This is a genomic window from Gordoniibacillus kamchatkensis (assembly GCF_000829455.1).
Classification (GTDB): Bacteria; Bacillota; Bacilli; order Paenibacillales; family NBRC-103111; genus Gordoniibacillus; species Gordoniibacillus kamchatkensis.
The window spans coordinates 38,970-60,425 of record NZ_JXAK01000003.1 but is presented as its reverse complement, the minus strand read 5'-3'; the positions used below and the strand labels follow the sequence as shown (position 1 = coordinate 60,425).

At 48.9% G+C, this 21,456-nt stretch carries 26 protein-coding genes; 9 read left to right on the top strand and 17 right to left on the bottom strand.

Annotated elements, in window-relative coordinates; genetic code table 11:
- The first annotated feature begins 22 nt into the window (after nucleotides 1-22).
- The 8 genes from SD70_RS02665 to SD70_RS34465 all read left to right on the top strand — a co-directional run bounded on the left by SD70_RS02665 (nucleotide 23) and on the right by SD70_RS34465 (nucleotide 4,896).
- A complete protein-coding gene (locus SD70_RS02665; RefSeq protein WP_041045408.1) occupies nucleotides 23-205 on the top strand; it encodes a helix-turn-helix domain-containing protein in 183 nt (60 codons plus the stop codon).
- Complete coding sequence (locus SD70_RS02660) at nucleotides 202-2,076, top strand: DNA cytosine methyltransferase (RefSeq protein WP_082053084.1); 1,875 nt, start codon at nucleotides 202-204, stop codon at nucleotides 2,074-2,076. Before SD70_RS02665 ends, SD70_RS02660 begins: the two co-directional genes overlap by 4 nt.
- Before the next feature lie 192 nt (nucleotides 2,077-2,268).
- Entirely contained in the window at nucleotides 2,269-2,544 is a 276-nt protein-coding gene (locus SD70_RS02655) for a hypothetical protein (protein WP_041045407.1), read from the top strand.
- Nucleotides 2,545-2,559: 15 nt separating this feature from the next.
- On the top strand, nucleotides 2,560-2,751 hold the full coding sequence (locus tag SD70_RS02650; RefSeq protein ID WP_041045405.1) for a hypothetical protein: 192 nt from the start codon (nucleotides 2,560-2,562) through the stop codon (nucleotides 2,749-2,751).
- An 84-nt stretch (nucleotides 2,752-2,835) separates the two neighbouring features.
- Nucleotides 2,836-3,069 carry a hypothetical protein gene (locus SD70_RS02645; RefSeq protein ID WP_041045404.1) on the top strand — a complete coding sequence of 78 codons (234 nt, stop codon included), beginning with the start codon at nucleotides 2,836-2,838 and terminating at the stop codon, nucleotides 3,067-3,069.
- A gap of 177 nt (nucleotides 3,070-3,246) precedes the next feature.
- Nucleotides 3,247-3,477 (top strand): hypothetical protein, encoded by a 231-nt coding sequence (locus SD70_RS02640; RefSeq protein ID WP_041045402.1) that lies wholly within the window; start codon nucleotides 3,247-3,249, stop codon nucleotides 3,475-3,477.
- A gap of 698 nt (nucleotides 3,478-4,175) precedes the next feature.
- The gene (locus SD70_RS02630) at nucleotides 4,176-4,499 is read left to right on the top strand and encodes a hypothetical protein (RefSeq protein ID WP_041045398.1); all 324 of its coding nucleotides are present in this window, start codon (nucleotides 4,176-4,178) and stop codon (nucleotides 4,497-4,499) included.
- A complete protein-coding gene (locus SD70_RS34465; RefSeq protein WP_082053083.1) occupies nucleotides 4,477-4,896 on the top strand; it encodes an ASCH/PUA domain-containing protein in 420 nt (139 codons plus the stop codon). Before SD70_RS02630 ends, SD70_RS34465 begins: the two co-directional genes overlap by 23 nt.
- A 77-nt stretch (nucleotides 4,897-4,973) precedes the next feature.
- Here SD70_RS34465 and SD70_RS02620 read toward each other — a convergent pair whose 3' ends face one another.
- The 3 genes from SD70_RS02620 to SD70_RS40150 form a co-directional block, all read right to left on the bottom strand.
- Nucleotides 4,974-5,375 (bottom strand): phage holin, encoded by a 402-nt coding sequence (locus tag SD70_RS02620; RefSeq protein ID WP_052486983.1) that lies wholly within the window; start codon nucleotides 5,373-5,375, stop codon nucleotides 4,974-4,976.
- Nucleotides 5,376-5,480: 105 nt separating this feature from the next.
- Nucleotides 5,481-6,347 carry a glycoside hydrolase family 25 protein gene (locus SD70_RS02615; protein ID WP_041045397.1) on the bottom strand — a complete coding sequence of 289 codons (867 nt, stop codon included), beginning with the start codon at nucleotides 6,345-6,347 and terminating at the stop codon, nucleotides 5,481-5,483.
- Entirely contained in the window at nucleotides 6,334-6,903 is a 570-nt protein-coding gene (locus SD70_RS40150; protein WP_394297931.1) for a hypothetical protein, read from the bottom strand. Before SD70_RS40150 ends, SD70_RS02615 begins: the two co-directional genes overlap by 14 nt.
- Before the next feature lie 138 nt (nucleotides 6,904-7,041).
- Here SD70_RS40150 and SD70_RS40145 point away from each other — a divergent pair, with 138 nt between their 5' ends.
- A complete protein-coding gene (locus SD70_RS40145; protein WP_394297932.1) occupies nucleotides 7,042-7,632 on the top strand; it encodes a DUF559 domain-containing protein in 591 nt (196 codons plus the stop codon).
- A gap of 478 nt (nucleotides 7,633-8,110) precedes the next feature.
- On the opposite strand, the gene SD70_RS02605 is transcribed toward SD70_RS40145, so the two are convergent.
- From SD70_RS02605 to SD70_RS02545, 14 genes are read right to left on the bottom strand one after another with little or no spacing between them, the layout of a single operon-like run.
- Nucleotides 8,111-8,353 (bottom strand): hypothetical protein, encoded by a 243-nt coding sequence (locus tag SD70_RS02605; protein ID WP_041045393.1) that lies wholly within the window; start codon nucleotides 8,351-8,353, stop codon nucleotides 8,111-8,113.
- Between the two features lie 5 nt (nucleotides 8,354-8,358).
- A complete protein-coding gene (locus tag SD70_RS02600) occupies nucleotides 8,359-8,712 on the bottom strand; it encodes a hypothetical protein (protein WP_041045391.1) in 354 nt (117 codons plus the stop codon).
- A 25-nt stretch (nucleotides 8,713-8,737) separates the two neighbouring features.
- On the bottom strand, nucleotides 8,738-9,688 hold the full coding sequence (locus tag SD70_RS02595) for a C1 family peptidase (RefSeq protein WP_082053082.1): 951 nt from the start codon (nucleotides 9,686-9,688) through the stop codon (nucleotides 8,738-8,740).
- Nucleotides 9,689-10,165, bottom strand: coding sequence for a hypothetical protein (locus SD70_RS02590; protein ID WP_041045389.1), 477 nt, complete (start codon nucleotides 10,163-10,165; stop codon nucleotides 9,689-9,691).
- Between the two features lie 15 nt (nucleotides 10,166-10,180).
- Nucleotides 10,181-10,768: an XkdW family protein gene (locus tag SD70_RS02585; protein WP_041045387.1), complete on the bottom strand. Its 588-nt coding sequence runs from the start codon at nucleotides 10,766-10,768 to the stop codon at nucleotides 10,181-10,183.
- A gap of 19 nt (nucleotides 10,769-10,787) precedes the next feature.
- Nucleotides 10,788-14,720 (bottom strand): hypothetical protein, encoded by a 3,933-nt coding sequence (locus tag SD70_RS02580; protein WP_041045385.1) that lies wholly within the window; start codon nucleotides 14,718-14,720, stop codon nucleotides 10,788-10,790.
- A 22-nt stretch (nucleotides 14,721-14,742) separates the two neighbouring features.
- Entirely contained in the window at nucleotides 14,743-15,222 is a 480-nt protein-coding gene (locus SD70_RS35720) for a hypothetical protein (protein WP_156157862.1), read from the bottom strand.
- 5 nt (nucleotides 15,223-15,227) lie between these two features.
- Complete coding sequence (locus tag SD70_RS02575; RefSeq protein ID WP_041045383.1) at nucleotides 15,228-16,049, bottom strand: hypothetical protein; 822 nt, start codon at nucleotides 16,047-16,049, stop codon at nucleotides 15,228-15,230.
- Nucleotides 16,050-16,069: 20 nt separating this feature from the next.
- The gene (locus SD70_RS02570) at nucleotides 16,070-17,185 is read right to left on the bottom strand and encodes a baseplate J/gp47 family protein (RefSeq protein ID WP_041045381.1); all 1,116 of its coding nucleotides are present in this window, start codon (nucleotides 17,183-17,185) and stop codon (nucleotides 16,070-16,072) included.
- A gap of 2 nt (nucleotides 17,186-17,187) precedes the next feature.
- Nucleotides 17,188-18,039 carry a hypothetical protein gene (locus SD70_RS02565; RefSeq protein ID WP_041045379.1) on the bottom strand — a complete coding sequence of 284 codons (852 nt, stop codon included), beginning with the start codon at nucleotides 18,037-18,039 and terminating at the stop codon, nucleotides 17,188-17,190.
- Entirely contained in the window at nucleotides 18,036-18,467 is a 432-nt protein-coding gene (locus SD70_RS02560; protein WP_041045377.1) for a hypothetical protein, read from the bottom strand. The genes SD70_RS02565 and SD70_RS02560 overlap by 4 nt, the downstream gene beginning before the upstream one ends.
- A 13-nt stretch (nucleotides 18,468-18,480) precedes the next feature.
- Nucleotides 18,481-19,224, bottom strand: coding sequence for a LysM peptidoglycan-binding domain-containing protein (locus SD70_RS02555; RefSeq protein WP_041045375.1), 744 nt, complete (start codon nucleotides 19,222-19,224; stop codon nucleotides 18,481-18,483).
- Between the two features lie 13 nt (nucleotides 19,225-19,237).
- Entirely contained in the window at nucleotides 19,238-19,975 is a 738-nt protein-coding gene (locus SD70_RS02550) for a hypothetical protein (protein WP_041045374.1), read from the bottom strand.
- Nucleotides 19,972-21,447, bottom strand: a complete 1,476-nt coding sequence (locus SD70_RS02545) for a hypothetical protein (RefSeq protein ID WP_041045372.1) — start codon at nucleotides 21,445-21,447, stop codon at nucleotides 19,972-19,974. Before SD70_RS02545 ends, SD70_RS02550 begins: the two co-directional genes overlap by 4 nt.
- Nucleotides 21,448-21,456: the final 9 nt, after the last annotated feature.

Below are 21,456 nucleotides of genomic sequence, written 5' to 3'. Positions count from 1 at the left end.
AGCATTGTTTGGATGTGATACCATGAGCCGACTCAATCAGATAATTATGGGTGTGGAAGAGGCCGCAAAACTGTGGGGCCTCTCACCTGGTTATATAAAAAATCTGTGTGCCAAACGGAAAATCGATGCCGTTAAGATCGGAAAAACGTGGATAATTCGCAAGGGACAATCCAGACCGGCCAAAGGGAGTAAGGTGAACGTATGAATAACAGACGGAAATGGCGGAAGCGCCAGCGATTAGCCGTAGCAGTCGGAGAATCCCGAAGGATTTGGCTACGAACCCTTGCATCAAATGAGCCTTACTGGCAGGACGAAATCGTCGTCGACAACTTCGCAGGTGGCGGTGGCGCCAGTACCGGCATCGAGCTCGCAACAGGACGCAGCGTCGACGTTGCAATCAATCATGACCGCGCCGCCATCGCCATGCATGAAGCAAACCATCCGTATACCCTTCACTATTGCGAAGATGTTTGGGCCGTAGATCCGCGGACAGTCATGCCGGGGAGGCGCGTTGGTCTGTTGTGGCTCTCTCCTGACTGTACGCATCATAGCAAAGCGCGCGGGGGCAAACCGCGGGAAAAGAAGATTCGTGGCCTCGCTTGGGTTGCACTTCGCTGGGCAGCAACTCGACGTCCGCGCGTCATCATGTTGGAAAACGTTGAGGAGTTTGTAACCTGGGGACCTCTCGACAAGAACGGGCAGCCAATCGAGAAGCAGAAAGGCCGTATCTTCCGGACTTTCGTGAACGCGCTGAAATTTCAGGGATACGACGTTGAATGGCGCGAGCTGCGCGCATGTGATTACGGTGCGCCTACGATCCGGAAACGGTTCTTTCTCGTCGCTCGCTGTGACGGCCGTCCGATCGTCTGGCCGGAGCCGACCTATGGCGCGCCAGATTCACTGGAGGTTCAGGCCGGTAAGCGCCAGCCATGGAGAACAGCGGCGGAATGTATCGACTGGTCAATTCCGGTGCCGAGCATCTTCGATACTTCTGAAGAAATCAAAGAAAAATACGGCATCAAAGTTGTTCGCCCACTTGCAGATAATACTCTACGTCGGATTGCCCGCGGGCTGGTCAAGTTTGTTATCAACAACCCGCGACCTTTCATCGCTCCGACTGAATGTATCTCCACGCCGTATATAACCCGAATCGGGCAGACAGGTTTCGGCGGTGATCGGCTCAGTTATGATCTTCGCGATCCACTAACAACGATTACAACCAAGAACGAGCACATGCTCATCGTTCCGCATATTACCAAATTTCGGACCGGAGCGACCGGCAGCGCAGTTGATGAGCCACTTCATACTATCACGTCCGGCGCCGGCTCCATTCGGCCGGCGGGCGCAGCTCATGCGATGGGACTGGTAACTGCCTTCCTCACGCAGTACCACACGGAGACGAACACCGGTAGTGTACGCGGTCAAGACATCGACAGCCCGCTGCTGACCCAGGATACGAGCAACCGTTTCGGGCTCGTAACCGCGTATATCGCCCGGCACTTTGGCGAATCGATCGGTAGCAGCATGAACGATCCTCTCGGTACAGTGACGGCGGGCGGTGGTGGAAAAAGTGCGCTCATCGCGGCCAACTTGGTCAAATTTCGCAACCAAAACGTTGGTCAACCGGTAGACAAGCCGCTGCACACCGTCACAGCAGGCGGAAACCATCACGGCCTCGTATATGCCTTTTTGACAGCTTACTACGGCGCCAGCATCGGGCAAGAGCTCAGCCAACCGATCGGCACAGTGACTACGCATGACCGCTATGGCCTCGTGTTGTTGAAGATTGACGACGTGCTGTATGAAATCGTGGACATTGGAATGCGGATGCTTGAGCCACACGAACTTTATGCGGCGCAAGGATTCCCTAAGAATTACATCATTAGCGGGTACAATGTGAACGGCAAACCCGTTACGAAAGCAGATCAAGTGGCGCGATGTGGAAACTCGGTGCCGCCGCAATTCGCCGAAGCACTGGTCCGGGCGAATCTGCCAGAGCATTGCACTGGTTCGAAAAATAGGCTTACTTTTGAGCGGTACGCTGAGCAGATTGGCCAACTGCAGCTTTCGATGTGAGGTGAGAGGAATGGATTGGGACAAATTCAAATGTGAGGAATGCGGCCGACGCTTTGCGATAGAGCAACCGAAGAATGACGAGGTTGAGGAACCGCATTGCCCAAGCTGTGGAGGTTCATATTGTCAGCATTTGGGTAGAGCGCAGGAGCCGGTAACAAAATGAATATTAAGTTTCGTGAGGAGTGATTGGAAATGCAAGCTGTAGAAGTTCCGATTGAGTATGACAAATGGGGGCGAATGAAATATCATCCAGAGTTTCATTTCAACCATAAAAAGCCGTATAGCACAAAAGAATCCGCTTATATTGTGCAGAATTATAGACGCGGTGAGGTTAAAAACCTTGCCTTGATCATTGGCCGCACCGAACACTGTATCCGATCGAAGGTTGATTACTTTCGAAAGACTGGGCAATTCGATCGCCTGATGCAATTGGATATCGGTGACTGGGAACCAAACGACCCTAACTAGGAAGGATGAAAATTCATGTTTCAAGTCGCAGAGAAACGCTGCAACGAATGCTTATTTTCAGCAAATAAGATCGTATCGGACGAGCGCAAAGCCGAGGTTTTGGCTGATTGCGCTCTTAACGATGCCCACTTTATCTGCCATAAGGCAACGCTTAAAGGAAAAGACGTTTGCTGCCGGGGTTTTTATGATGGCTATTCGGATTATTGAGTTGAAACGAAAATTTCATATTCCATTGATGTAAGTAAATGGGTGTTGCAAAGTCTACAAAAAAGCGAAGGAGAGTGAAGGAATATGAAGACAGCCAAGGTTAAATTTATACGCGAGATTGAAGCCTTACGGCAAGGCGTTGACACCGATGATGAGAGTCGGGATATGTCGCTCACAGTGTGCGAATGCATGAAATGCCACTGGACGTTTATCGGAGATTGTGAGCGGCAGGGATACGGGTTTACGGATCAGGGCGTTCAAGTGCCAAACTTCTGCCCTATGTGCGGCAGTAAGTTCGACGATGATCTACTGGAATGATTCATATTACTGGAAATTAAAGCACCCATTTCAACCCTAAAATCCGAATACCCTTTATGATCAAGATCCTGCAGCAACTAACTTGATGAGAATCGCCGAGAGATTGGGAGTAGTTAAGTTTGTATCCCTTTCTGAATAGCGAAGTCAAAGCCCCTAATAAGCCTAGGAGGTATCCATATGAATCCCTCAGTACAAGAGATACGAGAAGCGTTACAGAAAGCTACACCGGGGCCGTGGTATGCATATGGTACTGAGGTGTTTGTTGAATCGGGTGCAATTTGTAAGTTATGGGGTGAGAGACCAGGTGGCGAATTTAAGTTCGACAACTATGAAAATAATGCCCATCTCATCGCCAACGCCCCCGAATGGCTCAAGTGGCAGAATGAGAAAATCGAATCCCTCCAATAGCGATTGAAACAGGCTATAGAAGCGTTGGAGAAGATCACGGAAGGCTACCACGCGTTTACATCAGCCGGACTTATTGCACGCGAAGCTCTCTCCCTCATCCGTGGAGAAGTAGGAAAGGAGAATACGAGTGAATCCGAGTCGCTATAAAACAATTAACGGAAATCTCATTGAAGAATTTTGGTGGGCAGGGAAATACGTTGTGTACGTAAATAATCGTCGTTATGAAGGTTCATACGAGTCGGCGTGCAAACACTTTGAAGAAGCAGGAAGCCCCTCTATAAAGGGAGAGTAAACCTATATGCGGCCCCAACTTCGTTGGGCGGATTCGATCTGGGGTTTCTAAGGTGACCTCGATGAATGCTGCACTGTTGAGCCAAAGTCCATCGAGTAAGGTTTGCGCGCAGCGCAGAGGCCGATATCGGGCCAATGAAGGGAAAGGAGATAACCAATGGGATTATTCGTTTGTGACAACTGCGGATGTGTCGAGAATACGGCTCTCGGGCATTATTGGGCTAAGAACATCGTTGCCTTCCCGACGTACCCGCATGGGACTGCCCTCTGCACAGAGTGTATGCCTGATAAGTATGCGGATGGCAGACCGAATCCGGAAGGCGGAAAGTGGCACGGCAAGTTCCCAAAAGTGAAATGGGACGGTAAACGCGAGGTGTTGAATCGCACGGCTGGAAAGGAGATAACCCATGACTTGGGAAGCAATGAGTGAACAAGAACGTGATGCGTGGATTGTAAAAGCAATGGGATGGTCGGAATGGCCGCCGATCTTCCCCACATCCGACATCTCCGCAGCCATGGAAGCAGAAGAAAAGATCATGCAGGATGCTGAAACGCGCGGATATTACTTTTTGAACCTCGCCGACATATTGGACGTTGACGTTGACGTTTCGCCCTCCATTGACGACATGTTGTCCCTTATCCACGCCTCTGCAGCAGACAGATGTAAGGCAATGTTCTTAACTATACAGCATAAAGAAAGGAAAAAGTATGAATCAAACATTCACCATTGAACGTAACGATGCCGGCCACGCGCAAGCTATTTTAAGAGATGGTCGCGTTATCCTATGGCTTCATGCGGGAGCTGTAAGGAACGAGGAAGAGGTTGAGAATATAGTCGATCTTCTAAATTCCGATCAATCCAATAGGGAACAACATTACATACCTAAGTTATGGGACAATATACACGAGTTGAAAACGGGGCCTGGATATTACCGAGAAGTCGCCAGCGGAAGAAAAAAATTTGAAGTTAGGAAAAATGATCGGGACTTTAAAGTCGGTGACTTACTGTGGTTAAGAGAGTACGATCCAGCAACAGGTTATACTGGCGAGGAGACGGGGCGGTTCATCGTTTATATTCTCAACGACCCACAATTCGTGAAAGAAGGATATGTAATCTTGGGATTTTGAGGAGGGACGAGTTTCAATCATTTTTTAAAAAGAATCCCCGCCAACCACAAGGTCTGCGGGGATCACTTTTTACATAATTAAGCTGTTTGGGTCGGCGCCACTGGTGTAACTGGTACCTGTGCCGGTGCATTCGCGCCCGCTGTCTTCGCCTGATAATCTGCATACGCCTTCTCGACTGCACCGCGGAGCTCCGCTTCGGTAAACGATATGCCATAAGGCTTTAAATGAGTGTTGACATAAGACAAAGCATTATCGAGTTTCTGCTCGCCACCCTGCTCCTTGAACACCGTGCCGGCATATGCTACAGCTTCCGCTGCGACTGAGTGCAGCAGATAGCGCTGCACGGACGTCGTATGGGCGTCAATGTACGTATTCAATTTCGTACGGAGTTTAACGATCGCGGCGACAATAAAGGCGGCGACCAGACCGACGACGGCGTTGACGACATCATTCAGATACGGTTGAAGAAAGTCATGCATGAAAAAACATCTCCTTTTGATTTTTTATTTTTCTGCCCGAAGGCAAGTAAAACCGATGAAAAAAAATCCCTGCCTGCACTCAGCAAGGATCTTTTAACACAAGCCTTAAATTATATTGGCTCGGTGCAGGATCGTCACCAAGCGGTAGAAATCGTAGCTTCCACCATCCGGAGTATCGACGAGTTTCTGGCCGTTCGGCAATGTCGTATTCATCGCCGCGACAATGGCATCCTTCGCCCAATCCGGACACGACATGTTGTTTTTTTCGTTGAGTTGCTTAACGGCCCCTTCGAGTTGCACAATCCGTTCGATGTGCGCCTCCGCCGTGTTCAGCAACGTTTGACACTGTGCCTGCAGTTTATTGATTTCGTTAAACACGTCTTCCACCCTCCCGTTAAATTCGTCTAAGTCTACCGGTCCGTCTATACCCGGCACGTAACCTTTCTCCGAATATTGTAGGAACGTCCATTCCGTCCAGCCGCCCCGATCCGCCGGCGTGCCGTCGGCATTGTAATAAGCGTACCAAAGCCGGTAATCCGCCAGAGCATTACTCAGCTTCTCATCGATAAATGACGGGTAGGTGTATACCATCGGCCGGCGACCGGTTACTTTTTCAAATCGTTGAAGGAACGCGAGCGCCGCTTCTGCCGTGTTTGCTGCATCCTCGACATCGACGACCGGGTCAAGTTCGAGCGGTAATCCAGCGATGACCATCGCGAAATTTTCCGCCTCGGCGATGGCCGTCGCTTGATCACCGGCATCGAGATAATGATAGGCGCCCACCGGCAGCCCGACGGAGCGCGCACCGGCAACGTGGGTAAGAAAAGATGAATCGACCCAACTAATGCCCTGCGATGCCTTGGCATAAACGAAGTCGACAATTCCGGAATCGCGAACACGCTGCCAGGAGGAAACCGTCTGATAATGCGAAATGTCAATTCCGCGACTATTATTCGGGTTACGAGATTGCATTTATCTCATCCTTCCGCTCGTGAGCCTTCACCCGCTCAATCGCCTGTTCGAACGTCTCGCCCTTCTGCGGTACCGGGTTCGCGCCGGGGATCGCAAGCTTCTGCATAATCCACTCCGGAAATGGTAGATAATGAATGCCCTCCGCGCTGCCCCCGTCCTCATGATCGACGCCGGTGTGATGCTCCTGGCAATTATGAACAATAATCCCTCCAGCAATAAAAGAATGTGCCCCTTCAACTTCCAAATCGTATACAATAAAGTCATGGACAAACGATCTGTTAAGTTGGCCGGCCGGGACTTTGTTAAAGGAGATCTGCGATGGAAAAACTGTATCATTTGCGGCTCTCGATTCTTCTCCGTCTACTCCAAAGTTAGAACGTGCGGATATCAATGCGGAAACGAACTTAAAAAAAGGATTGCTGCCGATAAGGCTGCGGCCGCGATCCCGGAAGGAGTTGTTGACAGAAGGCCAGCCTCTAAAAAGTGGGACACTCCTGTCATCAAATCCTGCTCCATTTGCGGTCAAAGGTATGCTGTTCCTAAAAGTTTGGAACATCGATATTCCGCTTGTTCTCGTGAATGCACCTCGAAGAGACATTCCAAGGTTCATCGAAAGTTTGAGCCAGTTGCCAAAACCTGCGAACGGTGCAATAAAGTGTTTCACCCGAAACCGGGCATTATCGCCGAAAAGAGAATGTTTTGCTCTGACGAATGCCGACTGTTTACCTTGAATGAATCTAACAGAGAAAGAAGAATTCCTCGTACCGGTAACTGCGAAATTTGCGGGAGCAGTTTTCGTCAAAAGAGAGCTACGCAAAAATGGTGCTCCAGAGAATGCATGTGGAAAGACGCTTCTTACGTCGATAGGCGCTCTAAAAGTCTTGCTAAATTGGCTGAGGATAAATCGTCTACTTGTCTTGAAAAATGGCTTTACGAAGCGTTGGAAGAATGTCAGCTTAACTTCCGGAAATATGTTGCGATCGGAGCGTTTATCGCAGTTGCTTTGCTTATCGACTTCAACATCATTATCGAAGTCGATGGGGCTTACTGGCACAGAAAACATGCCTCTAAGGACGGGCTCCGAGATATGATCTTGGCTAAAAAAGGATTTACCACTGTAAGATTCTCCGACGAGATTTTGAAGAGTAAAAAACTCGCCATTCCCATCCTTTGCGACAGTATAAACGAAATCATCCGCTTGCAACTCTCCGGCGGCCACCCACCCTCGGGAAGTCCATATCGGGTGTTCTGGAGTAGCGAACGTTTCAGGAGAAATTTCGATTAGGTCTCCATCAAATAACCTGGAGAAGGTTCTTGTTACTTTGTGGGGAAGTCCATCGCCACCGATAACAAATTCTCCAGGTTTTATTTGTTCAATTAGCTTTTTCGATCCATCAGCCATCAATACCAAGGCATCCCCAGACAAACAGAGCACCATTTGATTACGCACGTCGTCGACCGTGGTCATCGGTTTGTGCTTGAGTAGGCGACCGTAGCCATAAATGTCCCACTCCTCGCAGAACGCTTTGAGTAAGTCGAAGTCGACGATATTCCCGAACATGTACTCGGCGGCCCGGTGATGTACCTGCAGGTGCGCTTCGGTAACTTCACGGCCGCAAATATAGCATTTGTAATGGCCATCCTCTCTTAACCGGCGTTTCGCGTCTTTGAATTCTTCTGACTCGACCCGGCCGGCATGATCCGGATCGACGACGCGGACCTTGATAGTTCGTGTCTCTGCATGGGCTGCGACAATTTTTTGCTCATTCACTGTTATTCATAACCTCCTTCAGCTGATCATGCTTCTCATGTAAGTGAGCGATTTGCTTTTTCAGGTGCTCGATTTCACGACGATGCCGGACAAAATACTCGTGAACTGCATAGGCCATTCCAAAGGCGCTAAGGTACTGTATGACATTGGCCCATTTATCGAATCCAAAAAGAACCGGCCCTGCCATCTGTAGCAGGACCGTTATCCATAAAACAGGACTTCTGAAAAGTTCCAATTGAATCACTTCTTTCCGATGAAACTAAATAATGCGCCTACCATGCCCACAAGTGCAGCGACTAATGCGGTAATAGCATACCTCCATAGCCATTTAATGTCGTCCTTTACATCGGCAATGTCTTTCTCGGTGTCCTTCCGATCTTCGGTGTTATCCTCGCGCATCTCGTCAATACGGTGATGGGCAGACCTGGCGTGATCCATGGCTTTGTCGGCGAGCGACCTAGCGTTTTCGGCCGTTTCCTTCACAGTCGACATTGCATCAATTTTACCTTCCATTCGCGCCATGCGATCGCGCAAATCCTGACTCTCTCGGCGAGCTTCTCTAAACTCATCCTTAAGTTCCCGGATTTCTTTCACAAGCAGATCCTCCTGCGACATACCGTTATTCACCCCTGTTCATGTCACGCGCCGCTAACTTCCGGAAGCCCAAGAACACGAATTCGAAATCGGCATTTGTGAGCTGGCCGGCTTTATACTTGGCCTCGAAGTTTTGCCAGAATGGGAGCGAGTTGAAAATACCTTCTTTGACGAATAGCTCGATCGCCTGCTCAAAGGTGATGTCGTTCTCGCCGATCCGCGTCGTGGCCGTCCACATGTCCGTAACCAGCCCGTCCGTTGTGAAGTACGTCGCTGGCAGCCAAAAGTAACCGAATTGCCCCCAATTCGCGCCCCATGAGTTCCGGCATAAAATATATTCCACACCGTCTGAAAATGTCTTATATCCGCACGCAAGGACCGCATGATAGCCGAGTAATTTCTCGCTCGCCTTCGGCATCGGAATCATTCCAGAGCTCCATACATCAAGCGATTCGAAAGACTCGTAAACGGCAATGCCAATGACGACCGGCAGTTCCTCGGCCAGTGCAGCCTTTAACGACTGGTAGTCGATGACGCGGTGATATTCGAGCACTTTATAGGCGCCGGCCGATTGCTCGGCGTCAGCCGACGGCTGGTCACGGAAGTGGGGGATGTCGTACGGGCACAGGAGTTCAGGGCTCACACCGCGCTGCTGCAGCACCTTCATGCCGTCGCGGATGTAGGCGCCGGAGTCTTCATCGATCGTCCCTTCGAGCTCACGCTCATGCCAGTATAGAAATAGACGGCTAAGCGCTGCGTAGGGCTTGGCGTCTCGGTTTAGATGGTATTCACGCAAGCCGGACACGATTGCGTTCGCTGTACAACTGCCGAGCGCGCCCTGATCGACTATGGGCGACATGTGCGGTCGGAGATCGACTTCCGGCGGTAGGTCGGCTCCGGTATCGTACCGGTTTGAGCGAAAAACAAAGTCGCGTGTGTCTGGTTTATCCGGTTTCAAATTATAAATTCTTTCCACTCAATAAGCACCTACTTTCCTTAGTTTTGGCGAATCTGCCATGTCAGCCGGTGAGGGAAAACGAACGCCGGGGCATAGATCAATGCCAGCCTTTCGATATGCCCGTACCCAAAGTGTTGAACAGATCACCGGCTGCCAATCTTTCGGTGCCAACAATGCAAGACCGAAAACATATCGGACCAGCTCCCACAGAAGCAGCAAATAGGAGTAGCGTCGCCCATCATACCTCTCGACCTCGGCTACGATTTGCACCCGCTGCTCGTCCGTCAACTCGTCGCACGTAAAAACGTCAACTCTGCCGGCATAAAAATCGAGGCCCTGGTATCCGGCGCGCCGGAATGCCTGAGCCTCGAATAGTTCGTTCGGTTTAACCACGCCCGCAACGTGGCTGTACGGGCTGTGCGTGATGAGCTCGATCGTGTTACCGATCAAGTCTTCGCCGCGGACGAGAATAAGGTCAGCAGGTCGAATGTCCATTACAGATCACGCCTCCTACGGATCGTTAATGACGACCTGAATTGCATTCACACTATCCACGGTCGCGACCGGCGCGTAAATCTGCCGGTAGTAGGCATAGCCTTGATCAAGATACCAATTAATTCGATCGAACACCGCCGTCGATATTTGCACAAATTCATCGTGAGTATGATCGATTCGAGCAAGTTCATCTTGTGGTCGATATTTCACAATTTCCGTCGGATGGTTATCCGCCCACACACGACTTGCCGTCATGTTCTGCTGGTCAACAAGATCGGTTCCGTAAAAATGCGCCTTGCCTGTGCTGGCGAGCACTACCGTCGATCGATATCCTGCCGTTATCTTTGCAGCGACGGCTGCGCTGACTTCTGCTTTCTTGGCAGCTTGAGCAGCAGCGAGTAAATCGGCTTCGGAGGGCTGCATAGACTCCCATGCAGCCTGAAGCTCTTCATCGGTTGGTTGTGGTACGTCGTTTCCGTCTGCGTCTTTCACATTCCATTGGGCGATGTATGGGCCGTTTCCGTCACTGTCGTCTTGAACCATAAAATCACGCAATGGTACGGAATTGGGATGCAGGTATTGAATAGCTTTGACAATATCCACTTTTAACTCCTCCTTACCTTTAAGCTATCTGTGTCTCCTCAAAGAAGCTGATCCTGTTATCAGGATTAGTGCTTATCGTGATAGAAGGTATTACATAAATCTCCACATAGTCGCCCGCGTTGAGACGACATTTGAATGCGGAGACAGGAAAAGTCGAATAACTTAAATTGGAGTACACACCTAGCCAAGCTACCTGATCAACCTGTGTCCCATTTACGTAAACCCACAACTGGGCGATAAAGCTCGCTGCGTTGGAAACGAACCCTAGACCAACAGTAAACAAATACTCCCCGCTGTGCTTTGCCGTGAATCTACCGTTGGAGTCGAGTTCACCGAGGTTGTCGTACTGTTTGTTAAAAACGATCTTTGTAGCAACGTTAGCTGACAAGCTTTGTTGTGCTGTATGGTTAGCCCTCGAACTGCTACGACTAGAAAGCGTGTTGTCTCCCCAAGGGTTGACGACAGGGTTTCCTACTATCATTCCACCACTGAGAGCATAACTATTATTTGTCGCCGATGCAGCCGTTGGTTGTGTCCCCGCAGTTGCGATTTTACCACCAAGGTAAGCATACAACGCATTTTGATTGTTATTACCATTGTTGTTTTCTGAGTAGAGCGTGCCACCCGAGTCTGCGATCAAAGCGATTGTCTGATTCGATATGGTATTAGCAAAAGCGTAGACCGTAGAAGCACCGCTTCTGATGCCCCATTGGGTATTGTTTGAAACCATATTGCAGTATTGCACGTTGACATATGCACAGGCAGCAGTGTCCACACAGTTCCTTGTTGTTGTGGTGAAGTTCATGCCCTTTATGGTTATTCTAGCGCCACAATTTTGCACATAAATGGACTGAACGGAACGGCTGGTCGAAACCATAGAGTCGCCTTGAATCACTAATAGGCCAGAACCAACGATTCCTACAATAAGTACATCTTCTGCGTATGTCCCCGGAGCAATACTGATCGTATACGTGTGATTCAGCACTTGGGGAATCATCGAAACAGCTTTTCCGATGGTCTTAAATGGTCTTGCTGCGCTTCCGTCCCCGCTATCGCTCCCGTTCGTGCCATCTACATAGTACGTTATGCTTTGGAGCGTCTTGAACGGCACTTGGAACGTCCGCGCTGCCAACATCTCTGCAACCGAAAGCCGCTGTCCATAGTCCGCCATAGACTGACCCAACCGATCCAGCACCGTCTTGATATTCGTGTCGTACTCAGCCGTGATCGTCGTAACAGCAGACGGTGTGATCAGGTATTGGTCGAGTGCTTGGTATGTCGCTTCGTAGGTGGCAGTTGGGTCGTATTTTGAGAACGGGATATAAGCCTGTTGTAAACCCCGAATGTTTTGATTCGCCGCCCCACTAGCTATTGCTGCTATCGTTGCCGAAGTATTGGCTCCATTTCCATATAGAGCAATTATCTTGTTGACAGGATGTTTCGGGAAGCTTTGCGTATTTCCTGAACCGTTAAAATACCCTCCAACTGTGTTATTCGTATCAAGAGCTTGTATTCGCTCCCGCAAAATCATCCCTACGCCGACTTCGACCATGTTCGGACCTTCCAGCAGGTGGATCTCGCCCTCCATGATTTCGGTTAGATCGTCCCATGTCGGCGTGGCGAGTTGGTAGGTGATCTTGTAAGGGATGTATGGCGGGCCTCCGCTCGCGTACGATGTAGGAAGCGTTAAGGTAGCCGCTTGGCCATCTGTGATTCGTACCCACGCTTTTGTTCCAGTTCCGTTATAGACGGTTGGATAAGAACCAGACAAGTACATCTTCCAGCCATAGAAATACGCCTGAATCTCTGCTGCTGTCGGCGTGTACGAGTCGCCCCAACCGGTGTCTGCGGAGGAAACTTCCACGTATAGGTAAGAACCATCCATCGCGCATTGATCACCGCTAGTAGGTGAAGAAACGTTGACTAAAATCTTACCATCGTACTTAACTACCGTCTGCTTATTTCCCGATGCTTGGTTGGTGAACGGAACTTTTACCTCTTTGTAACCGGTAGCCGTTGCACTATAAGCCCACGACAAGCTCCCATCCAGCACCATATCCTTGACGAACCGATTCTCTCGCCAGTATCGCCCGTCACGATGATAAATTTCATCTACTACAGACTGGTCTACGTTCGATCCAATCGGGAACGAAACCGGGAACACCATCATGTCATCGTTGCGCTGTTTGAATCCTTTGTCCACGGTGCCGATGTTGAGTCGCCAATTGGACCATGTGAATGTTCCTGTCGGATTTGTGCCTATGAGGAAATAAGCAAGTACAGAAACGGCACCGCTCGGAGCCTGACCGCTTGCAGTCAGCGTATAAGTACCATTCGCAGTCTGTACTGCGCTCGCTGGCTGCGTTCCAATTAGCGCACCGCTCGCGTCGTAAAAATTCAGTTGGATGTACGCGCCGCCTGATCCGCCGTAACCGCTAATCGTGAGGTTCGACGTAAACACGTAGTTTTGCCCTGCCACCACGGGAACAGACAAAGACCTCGCATCGGAACTGCTTGTCGAAGTCTTACTGATGCTCATGGTGTACGGATCGATGATTGTCTTCGTCCCGCCATTAGTGACATCAGCAACGACATTAGAATTATCAAGCAAATTTTCGCCATACCGAATCACATAAAGCCCACTCAGATGCTTCACGTCGTTCACATATGGGTACTTAGCGGCGATTTGATCTTCAGTTAAGGTCGCTATTTCGTTGTACTGCGCTTGCGTAAGTGCGAACAGCCTATACCCATTAAAGTTGGCGTTCTCGGCTGTCCCTGCCGGGATGTACTGACTTGCTCCCGACGCATTTAAAACATGCCCGCGTACTTCGAGGCTTACCGAGTTCGTCGGCGCTTGGAATGCTATATGCTTAGACGTGAATTTGGTCGTATCGGTAAAATCTGCGCTGTTGTCTAGCAGGACTGTGCCGCCACTGGCTCCATTCCAGACAATAGCCCGCATGCGGGCTTGACCAACATTCGGTTTAGCCATCGCCACAAGCAAGTAATACTGCCCTGCTGTAATTGGTACGTAGGGTGCCCCGAAGTTGAAGTAATGATCAACCGCGGTTGTGCCACTCGCTGTGTATTTTAACGAGGCAGTACCTATGGCATAGTTCGTTGTATCAAATGCTTCGGTGACGCTGGACAAGTACATCTTCCCTGTAGTCGCCATGAGGCCGAGCCGCCCGAGCAAATTCACCAACGTCCGTCCAAGCACCTTGAAATTCTGCATCATCCCGGCTTTTGTTGTGGTAATGATTTGCTGTCCGTTTGATAATGAGATGGGCGTCGGTGCGGGAATCGAATTGCTGAAGCTATCTACATACTGCTTTGTGGCGGCTTGCAAAGGCTGTGCAGGGTCGCCAGGGAGCGTAAGCGGACCGGTCATAGGAATGCTGCCATCCGGTAACACCACACCTTGCAAATTCGTAAGTCCATGACCATCACCAGAAAAATAAGATCCGGTTGTATTCGTGGTTGGCATCACTTGGGTAAGCGCGGAATCAGCGATATTATCCACCCAGGTTGTAGATACATTATCATTGATTTGCTGGAGGAAATAGAACGTTGAACCGCCGGCTTTGGTGCGATATATTGCTCTGGCGACAACACCTGTACCGCCAATTGGGATTCCACTCAAATTGACCTGCTGCCCACTTGGCGAAACCGTGTTACTTGCAGGTCCTCCACCTGTGTTTCCTTGCGTATAAAGGGTCCCTGTTCCTACTGGCCCCTTCCAATAGCCAGTAATAAATGCAACCTTATACTGATAGTCCCCTGTCAAATTACCTGTGGTCGTGTTGATTGCAGCTGTTATGGCTCCGGGAGGATTGATTTTCGGGTACGCCTGAATAACACCGACGTCGTTTTCTCCTCTTAAGGCGTCGATTATTTGATTCGCATCCGAAGGATTACCATTTCCACCGACTCGATACAGGTTCGTCAATTGGATCGTCCCTCCTTACTACTTAATTGAATGTGATTTGCCATTGGACAGTTATTGTTTGTGATGCTGAAGGTGTAAATGGTGAGGCGAATTTAGAATGAAACCATCCATTACCGTTTACATCGCTCATTAGGGCCTCAGTCACTTGCGTTGTCACTTGGCCTGCTGGGTACTGAAAAATGAATGTCGTTGTGCCGACTGCCGGCGAATCGGGAGTCGCACTAGACATGGATATCGTGCTATTGGGGATTGGTGTGAATAAACTGGTGTCTGTCTTTGCCGGCGTACCTGATCCACTACCGAGTGAGCATCTACTTGGAGGAAAAACAGGTTGGTAGCCGACGTTATTTTTTCCCGAAATCCACTGACTTAAGGCAGACAGAGTATAGTTGAGCTCGATATTATGGCAAGAAAAAACCGTCTTCTCTCCGGTAATGGTATCCGTAAGAGTGACGGTTACGTTGTCTAAAATATGGACACCTTCTCTGAATTTTTTCGTCAACTGGTTCACCCCCATGTAAATTGATCCCAAATAAATGACTCCCACACCCATGAAGAAGGTCGCAAAGTTGACGTTAAACTTTCCGATAACGTTATTCCATCCGTCAAGCCGCTCGATAGAATAATATTGGCAGTGGTGCCTGCTGCTTTTAAAAGACCAACCAAGTCTCCGATTTGCGAATACGAATATACGAAGCCTTGGGGCGGTGACGAAGGCAATACAACGTCAACGTCAAAGGTTGCAGGTCCGTTATCGGTGACGTTGGCGTTATAACCTAAATCCTGTAGCGTTTTTTTGATCGCCATATTATTGATCCGCGGCGCCAAGGCAAAATCAAATATACGTATCGCATAGAGCTCGTCTGGCTCTCCATCTTGACGATAAATCCCGAACAACGTTTCGCCGAATTCATTGAGCCATGCCCCATCGGATGAGGTTAGGACCATTTCCAATAGAGCTTGATTCTCTGCCCCAAGAGCATCGACCAGAGCGAGAGCCACCGGCTTAAAAAACTGCCAGAGAAATGATGTGAACATCGGAATCGTAAACGGCAACGAATATGTCCCATCAAGTAAAACAAGAGCGGATAATGTGCCCGGCATCAGCGTCGTCGCCGTGAATCCACCAAGAGCATTAATATCCTGAGCCAATGTCTCAAGAGTATATGACCGCAAATTAAACTGGGCCGATGTCGTCGGCCCGGTGAGTTGCATAATATCGTTTTGGATGATCGCCTTTCCACTCGCAGCAGTGATTTGGATGGCCCCCGTCTCTTGCGGATCCCTATTGATGGCTGGGTGCAAATTATTGAAAATTTCTCTTAGCATTACCGCTCAGCAGCTCCCTTCTACGCAGCTGTGACATTCGGTTGGTTTGCTCCAAGCTGCAGCAATGTTCCGGTCGAAGGGACGACATCCGCCGTCGGCGCCAAAAGCTGAAAATTAAGAACGCCCGGCGTGTTTCCGATCGCCAGATTGAGAGCATTTAAGGTCAAAGGAGATCCGATTTCAAGCGATTGCACCAGTTTCGTAACACTGTCCACGATGGACTGCTGAATCATGGCAAACGTATAACCAGGTTTTGGTGTTGCTTTAATGGCAATCGTCAACTGTTGAAGCAGGGCTTTTTGAACAGTCGTCGGTATGCCAGCAGCTTTATAGCCAATCACAATATTGCCACTTGAATCGATATATCCATCAATGACTTGTTGACACTGAGTGACAAGCGCATCAGAGGTATCATAGGTTCCGTTGTCAATATAGAGTGCATTGGAGCCGACTCCTTCCACCAACTGTGCCTTAACAACCTGCTCAGAGACATAGCCATAAGCGTCTATAATTCGGGTCGTCTTCGCCCCATAAGGAATGGAGTTTTTATCGCCGCGGTGTAACGAGTTGATATGTTGTTGGAATCGGTTAGCTCTTTGGTCTTCCGTCTCCAAGTCGGTGCCAGTAATTACTGCCTTGGGATTGGTTACGGTGACATTCTGCAGTCCGGGAATGGGCGTAACAAGATTCGTTATCGTATGGGCGCGCACATTTCCAATGGTGCCTGTTTGCGTGCACACAACACGGACCGAAACCGACGTACTATTTGCCGGCCAATTGATGACGGCAGGCGTCTTGAACTGAATGTTCGTTCCAGGTACCGAAAACGTCGTACCGCTGGGTATGGGCGTGTCCGTTGTTGGGGCTGGTGTTACGGTCAGGGTAACCATGGTATAAGCCGCCTGTGCCGGCAATAATGCAAAATTTTTGAACACCGAATACATGGCGAGATTTTGTGTTTGAGCTGCCTCGTCGGTGATGTTGGAGTAAAGTTTTTTCAGTTCCTGAGCAAATGCCTCAAAACACGAGCGCAGCACGCTTCCCGGATTGATGTCATCTGTCGTTTGAACCAAAGACACGTAAGTATTGATCATATTGGCTACGATTTGCGCCTCATCAAGCGGCGAATAAGGCATCGTTACCTGCCCCCAATCGGTATAGTGATCGGTTGGTTAATCGGGTCTTGCGACCCAACGGGAACAATCGTTGCTGTCGCAAAAAATGCTTCTGGCGTAATGATAAATTCAGATATCTTAGCACTTTGGACTCTTATGTCCTGTAAAGCGCACTGCTCTAAATAATGGCTGGCTAGCGACTTAAAGTATGGAGCCCCAGCTTCACCAAGAATCGAAAACAACGAATTTCCATAGTCAGGATGAAGATTAAGTGCTCCCAATGGAGTTTTGAAACGCATCTTTAACGCTTGGGTCAAATTGTCCGCTCCGCTTATTGTTGAAATATCCCCGTCTTGCTTTTGTAAAAAACCATTATCGTCCAATCTCCAATCAGTTCCAAAAACTAACGTATTCATGCCAGAGTTCTGTTGCGAGTTTACCGGGTATAGTAGTGTATCGCCGGTACGAAGCACCTGCGTAGTTACGTTTTCTTGATTCGCATATATAATGGCAATGGCCGACTGGTCAAAGTTACCTTGGATGGCGGAGGACAAAACAATCGTATTTCCGTTTACGGCTTCTACAATTGCGGAGCCATAGTCATCTCCTTGCAACAAAAAAACAGTATCGTTCGGAGCAATCACGATACTGTTCGAGTTATTTATACGCAACGAAGTCGGTGCACTCACTTTTTCGGTCAAAAATACATTGCCTTTTGGTCGTGCAAATTGATCGATTGGGTTATCAGAAATATAAGGATAACGCAATCGATTGATCTGAATTAGTTCAGATACGCGGTCTCTTGAGCCAAGTAGTTTTGTTGAAACAACCTCCAGCGTATCTCCTTGTGCCACGGTATAGGTCGATAATTTCACGGCGTAACGCCTCCAAGCATGTTATTTAAAAGGTCCGGTGGATTGAATGCAGGGGTTGCATTAAGCGCAATGTCCCAGTTTTGAAAGGAAGAGATACCCTGAAGAACGATAGGCTGCAATGATAATTCCCGAGTTCCAGTTGCCCTTGTTGATTGCGCATAAAAGCCGGTCCACCCTCGCCATGCGGAGTCATATAAATCGTTCATCATCCTCATGACCCGAATCACACAGGCTTTGGGTTCGTTTTGCTGGATATAATCGAATGTTTTCATGGCAGCCTGGCTTATCATGGATACCTGAGAGCAGGCCGTCGGTGAGTAGTCCAATAAATGAACAAATGCCTTCTGAGCGAATAACGTCCAAGCATTCAAGCATGGATAAATAGACAAAACGTATTGCTGCGTAAACTGGGCCGGCGTGGTCGTCAACTCTTCCACCCTCTTAATATGGAATGTTCAGAACAATCCCAGGATTAAAGATATATGGCGGCTGCAGTCCATTTGCTTGTACGATTTTCAGCGGATCGACCCCATAGGATTTCGCAATAGACTGAAGACTATCGTCTCGCTGCACCAAATATGTTCTTGGAGCCGTGCCTCCATATTGAATGAGGCTCTGGAGTGCTTGATTGATGGTATCAGCCGTGATCATCTGGTCATTAATTTGGACTTGCAAACCCAAATAATCCTTCGGGTCTCTTGCCTTTTGCTGCGTATTAATTACGGTCATGTGGAGGATATAGTGATACAATAAAGGTGTCGATCTGCTTTTGATTGCCTGGAAATCATCCAGACTAACCTCATAAACGGTATCGTAGAGATCATCGATCACCAAGCAACTGACCTGCGAAGGATCGTCCGCTTCTTGCATTAGTTTGTGGTACTGTTTATAGGTTTGATTATATAAAGCTTGGAACACTTCAAAACCGTCATTCGGTGCGTTAGGAGCTCTACGTCGCCAACCTGTGTGGCCTTGATAGGTGAGTTTTTGCACACCAAGACCTCCGAAGTCCTGATACGCTCCCTGAAGAGTCTGCGTCGTACTCATCCTCGCCGGGTGATCAGACTGAAATTCACCAGGTTTAATCGGGAAGGTAAAGGAATCAACCAATGTCCCTTTTTTTAACAATCGTATCGTTAAATTTCGATTAAACTGCGTCCGTGGCGGATCATACTGATTCGGCATAACCGTCATCCTCCTATCCGCTTATCACTTTGCTTGAACCGCCCGTAATTGTACCAGTGTAGATGGTGCCGCCAACGTTTACTTGTACCGAGTCCCCGACGCGCGCCACACCTTTCGTACCACCGGCTAATGAGAGCACACCATTTTTAATGCTGATATCGAATCCTTGTGCAAGATGTATAGTGATGTTGATATTCGGGGCACCGGTAGGAGGATTCCATGGCTGCCCTTCGCTTCCAATCGGCTTAGGAGAGGTATCCGGCGCCGCTATGATGTAGGAACCATCCGGATAGTGAGTTTCATGATGTCCCGTTTTATCGATTAAGGAGTACACCCCAGATTCATGCCGGAACATGGCCAAACCTTGCTCATTTATGTGCATTTGCGCATCCAGCGGAAATGAAAATCCAATGACGCGCGGCGATAACGTATCACCTTGAACGTAAATAATCGTTGCAATTGTGTCGGCCAGGTGCGTCAAAACCCCGTCGTCTATGACTCCCGAGGGTGTATTTTGGGGGGCATTATTTTGCACCGAAGCTAAGTATCTGAATCCTGCCACCGTATTCGCCGAATTGAATAATACCCGCACGCGGCGAAGTGGTTGTCCATTAAAAAGCCGAATGTCTACTGTCGAATCAGCCGGATTAATAGCCATAACCTTTCCTTCATAAGCAAAACCTGCTCTAGGATCAATTGGTATTCCGGAAAGAGCAGCGTGGGTATGCGCTGCCGAATCACCCATCTTCATTTCAATTCGCGCCCCCTTGTTACTCCAACCGTGGTTTGAAAATTATATACATTATCGTTCCCAATCGAATCCGTCTGCCCGATCGTAATCACGTGATCGACTGATTCGATGTAATATTCTTCATTCGTGCTCGTATTCAAAAAGTATCGGCCGATTCGCATATGCTCGTTTCCTTTCATCCGAATAGTGCCGTTATACATAAATGGCGTCCAATTAAACGCCTTCACCAGCCATCGGTTCAACTTGAGAGTTAAAGCAAGACCGGTATCAAAGTCATTCGTCTGAATGCATGGTGAGCCCAGTTCTAGTTTTTGAAAACCATATCGATATAGATGGTCTAGTACCACATGTGGATTCGTAATTGTGGTCGGATCGGCTTCTTCAGCCAATGAATCGATTCCCTCGCTTGCGATAGCTTGGGCCTTGAATGCAAACTGATCGATCAAGTACGTACTGGGATAAGTGAAGAAGTACGAGTATGTCTCACCGTCGCTTTTCCCGACATCCTCCTCGATAATGTCAATGTCCGAAATTACCGGGTAAAGGAAGTAGTCCTTATCCGGCTCCGACTCCGGGAAAATGTATTGACCGTCTTCACCTTTGAACGGCGTGTTCCGGTAGAAAAAAACAGCACCGTCAGTAAAATCGTCGATGATCCATTCACACCATGGAGCGTTACCGAACTGCTGAACCAAAGAAAACGCCTTGCCTTGAACTTGCTGAATCTGCAGCCAGTTGATTTGATATTCCGGCAGCACGGTTGGGATGCATTTTAGTAAAGGCATTTGTGGATTGATCTGCTGCATGACGCGCACTTGCGCATTGAGCATTTTATCGGTAATGCCTTGCATTAAATCCCCCGGGGCCACGGGGCCGCCAATGTCCTGTGCTCCGATGCCGTAGTTTTCAGTCAGCATAGGGAACATAAGTCCGGCGGCCGGGTCCGTATCGACACCCCCGAGGTTGGTTTGTCCGGGCAGACTCACCAAGTAATTAATATCATATTGCTTCCACAATTTTCCGTAATTCTCACCATTGATCGTAATGACCCGGTGCAGTTTACCCGACTCGTCCATGATCCTTGTCCGCCTGACGTTTGAGACTAATGCGCGCATCATAACCGGCGGCACTTTCAAATAGCGAGCGTATTGTATTTCAACATAGTCTTGTGCCTGAACGAACTTATCCCAGCGTTTTTGAAAACTAAGCAGGAGGGAGAAGCGCCCAGCCGGCTCACCAAGCCCCATATGAGTACGTAATTGCATAATGTACGGCGTAACATCGTAAGCCGTACCATTGTGATAAATCGTTACCTTCAATTTGATCGTATATTGATCAGTCCTCACATTGCTTAGCGTGCCAGCGTTAAATAGAATTCCCGGGGACTTTTTAAGCGTGACGCTCGGAAACGTATAAAAAGTATTGCTTCCTGAAGAGATTCCTGTACCAATACCAGAATCCTCAGCCGCCATAATCGTCAC

What these genes read in the sequence shown, in the direction of transcription:
- SD70_RS02620 (WP_052486983.1), bottom strand. Translation starts at nt 5,375, where the DNA reads ATGCATGACTTTCTTCAACCGTATCTGAATGATGTCGTCAACGCCGTC.
- SD70_RS02630 (WP_041045398.1), top strand. Translation starts at nt 4,176, where the DNA reads ATGACTTGGGAAGCAATGAGTGAACAAGAACGTGATGCGTGGATTGTA.
- SD70_RS02575 (WP_041045383.1), bottom strand. Translation starts at nt 16,049, where the DNA reads ATGCTAAGAGAAATTTTCAATAATTTGCACCCAGCCATCAATAGGGAT.
- SD70_RS02655 (WP_041045407.1), top strand. Translation starts at nt 2,269, where the DNA reads ATGCAAGCTGTAGAAGTTCCGATTGAGTATGACAAATGGGGGCGAATG.
- SD70_RS02570 (WP_041045381.1), bottom strand. Translation starts at nt 17,185, where the DNA reads ATGCCTTATTCGCCGCTTGATGAGGCGCAAATCGTAGCCAATATGATC.
- SD70_RS02650 (WP_041045405.1), top strand. Translation starts at nt 2,560, where the DNA reads ATGTTTCAAGTCGCAGAGAAACGCTGCAACGAATGCTTATTTTCAGCA.
- SD70_RS02645 (WP_041045404.1), top strand. Translation starts at nt 2,836, where the DNA reads ATGAAGACAGCCAAGGTTAAATTTATACGCGAGATTGAAGCCTTACGG.
- SD70_RS40145 (WP_394297932.1), top strand. Translation starts at nt 7,042, where the DNA reads ATGTTTTGCTCTGACGAATGCCGACTGTTTACCTTGAATGAATCTAAC.
- SD70_RS34465 (WP_082053083.1), top strand. Translation starts at nt 4,477, where the DNA reads ATGAATCAAACATTCACCATTGAACGTAACGATGCCGGCCACGCGCAA.
- SD70_RS02665 (WP_041045408.1), top strand. Translation starts at nt 23, where the DNA reads ATGAGCCGACTCAATCAGATAATTATGGGTGTGGAAGAGGCCGCAAAA.
- SD70_RS02550 (WP_041045374.1), bottom strand. Translation starts at nt 19,975, where the DNA reads ATGAAGATGGGTGATTCGGCAGCGCATACCCACGCTGCTCTTTCCGGA.
- SD70_RS40150 (WP_394297931.1), bottom strand. Translation starts at nt 6,903, where the DNA reads ATGTTCCAAACTTTTAGGAACAGCATACCTTTGACCGCAAATGGAGCA.
- SD70_RS02545 (WP_041045372.1), bottom strand. Translation starts at nt 21,447, where the DNA reads ATGGCGGCTGAGGATTCTGGTATTGGTACAGGAATCTCTTCAGGAAGC.
- SD70_RS02660 (WP_082053084.1), top strand. Translation starts at nt 202, where the DNA reads ATGAATAACAGACGGAAATGGCGGAAGCGCCAGCGATTAGCCGTAGCA.
- SD70_RS02640 (WP_041045402.1), top strand. Translation starts at nt 3,247, where the DNA reads ATGAATCCCTCAGTACAAGAGATACGAGAAGCGTTACAGAAAGCTACA.
- SD70_RS02615 (WP_041045397.1), bottom strand. Translation starts at nt 6,347, where the DNA reads ATGCAATCTCGTAACCCGAATAATAGTCGCGGAATTGACATTTCGCAT.
- SD70_RS02555 (WP_041045375.1), bottom strand. Translation starts at nt 19,224, where the DNA reads ATGCCGAATCAGTATGATCCGCCACGGACGCAGTTTAATCGAAATTTA.
- SD70_RS02590 (WP_041045389.1), bottom strand. Translation starts at nt 10,165, where the DNA reads ATGGACATTCGACCTGCTGACCTTATTCTCGTCCGCGGCGAAGACTTG.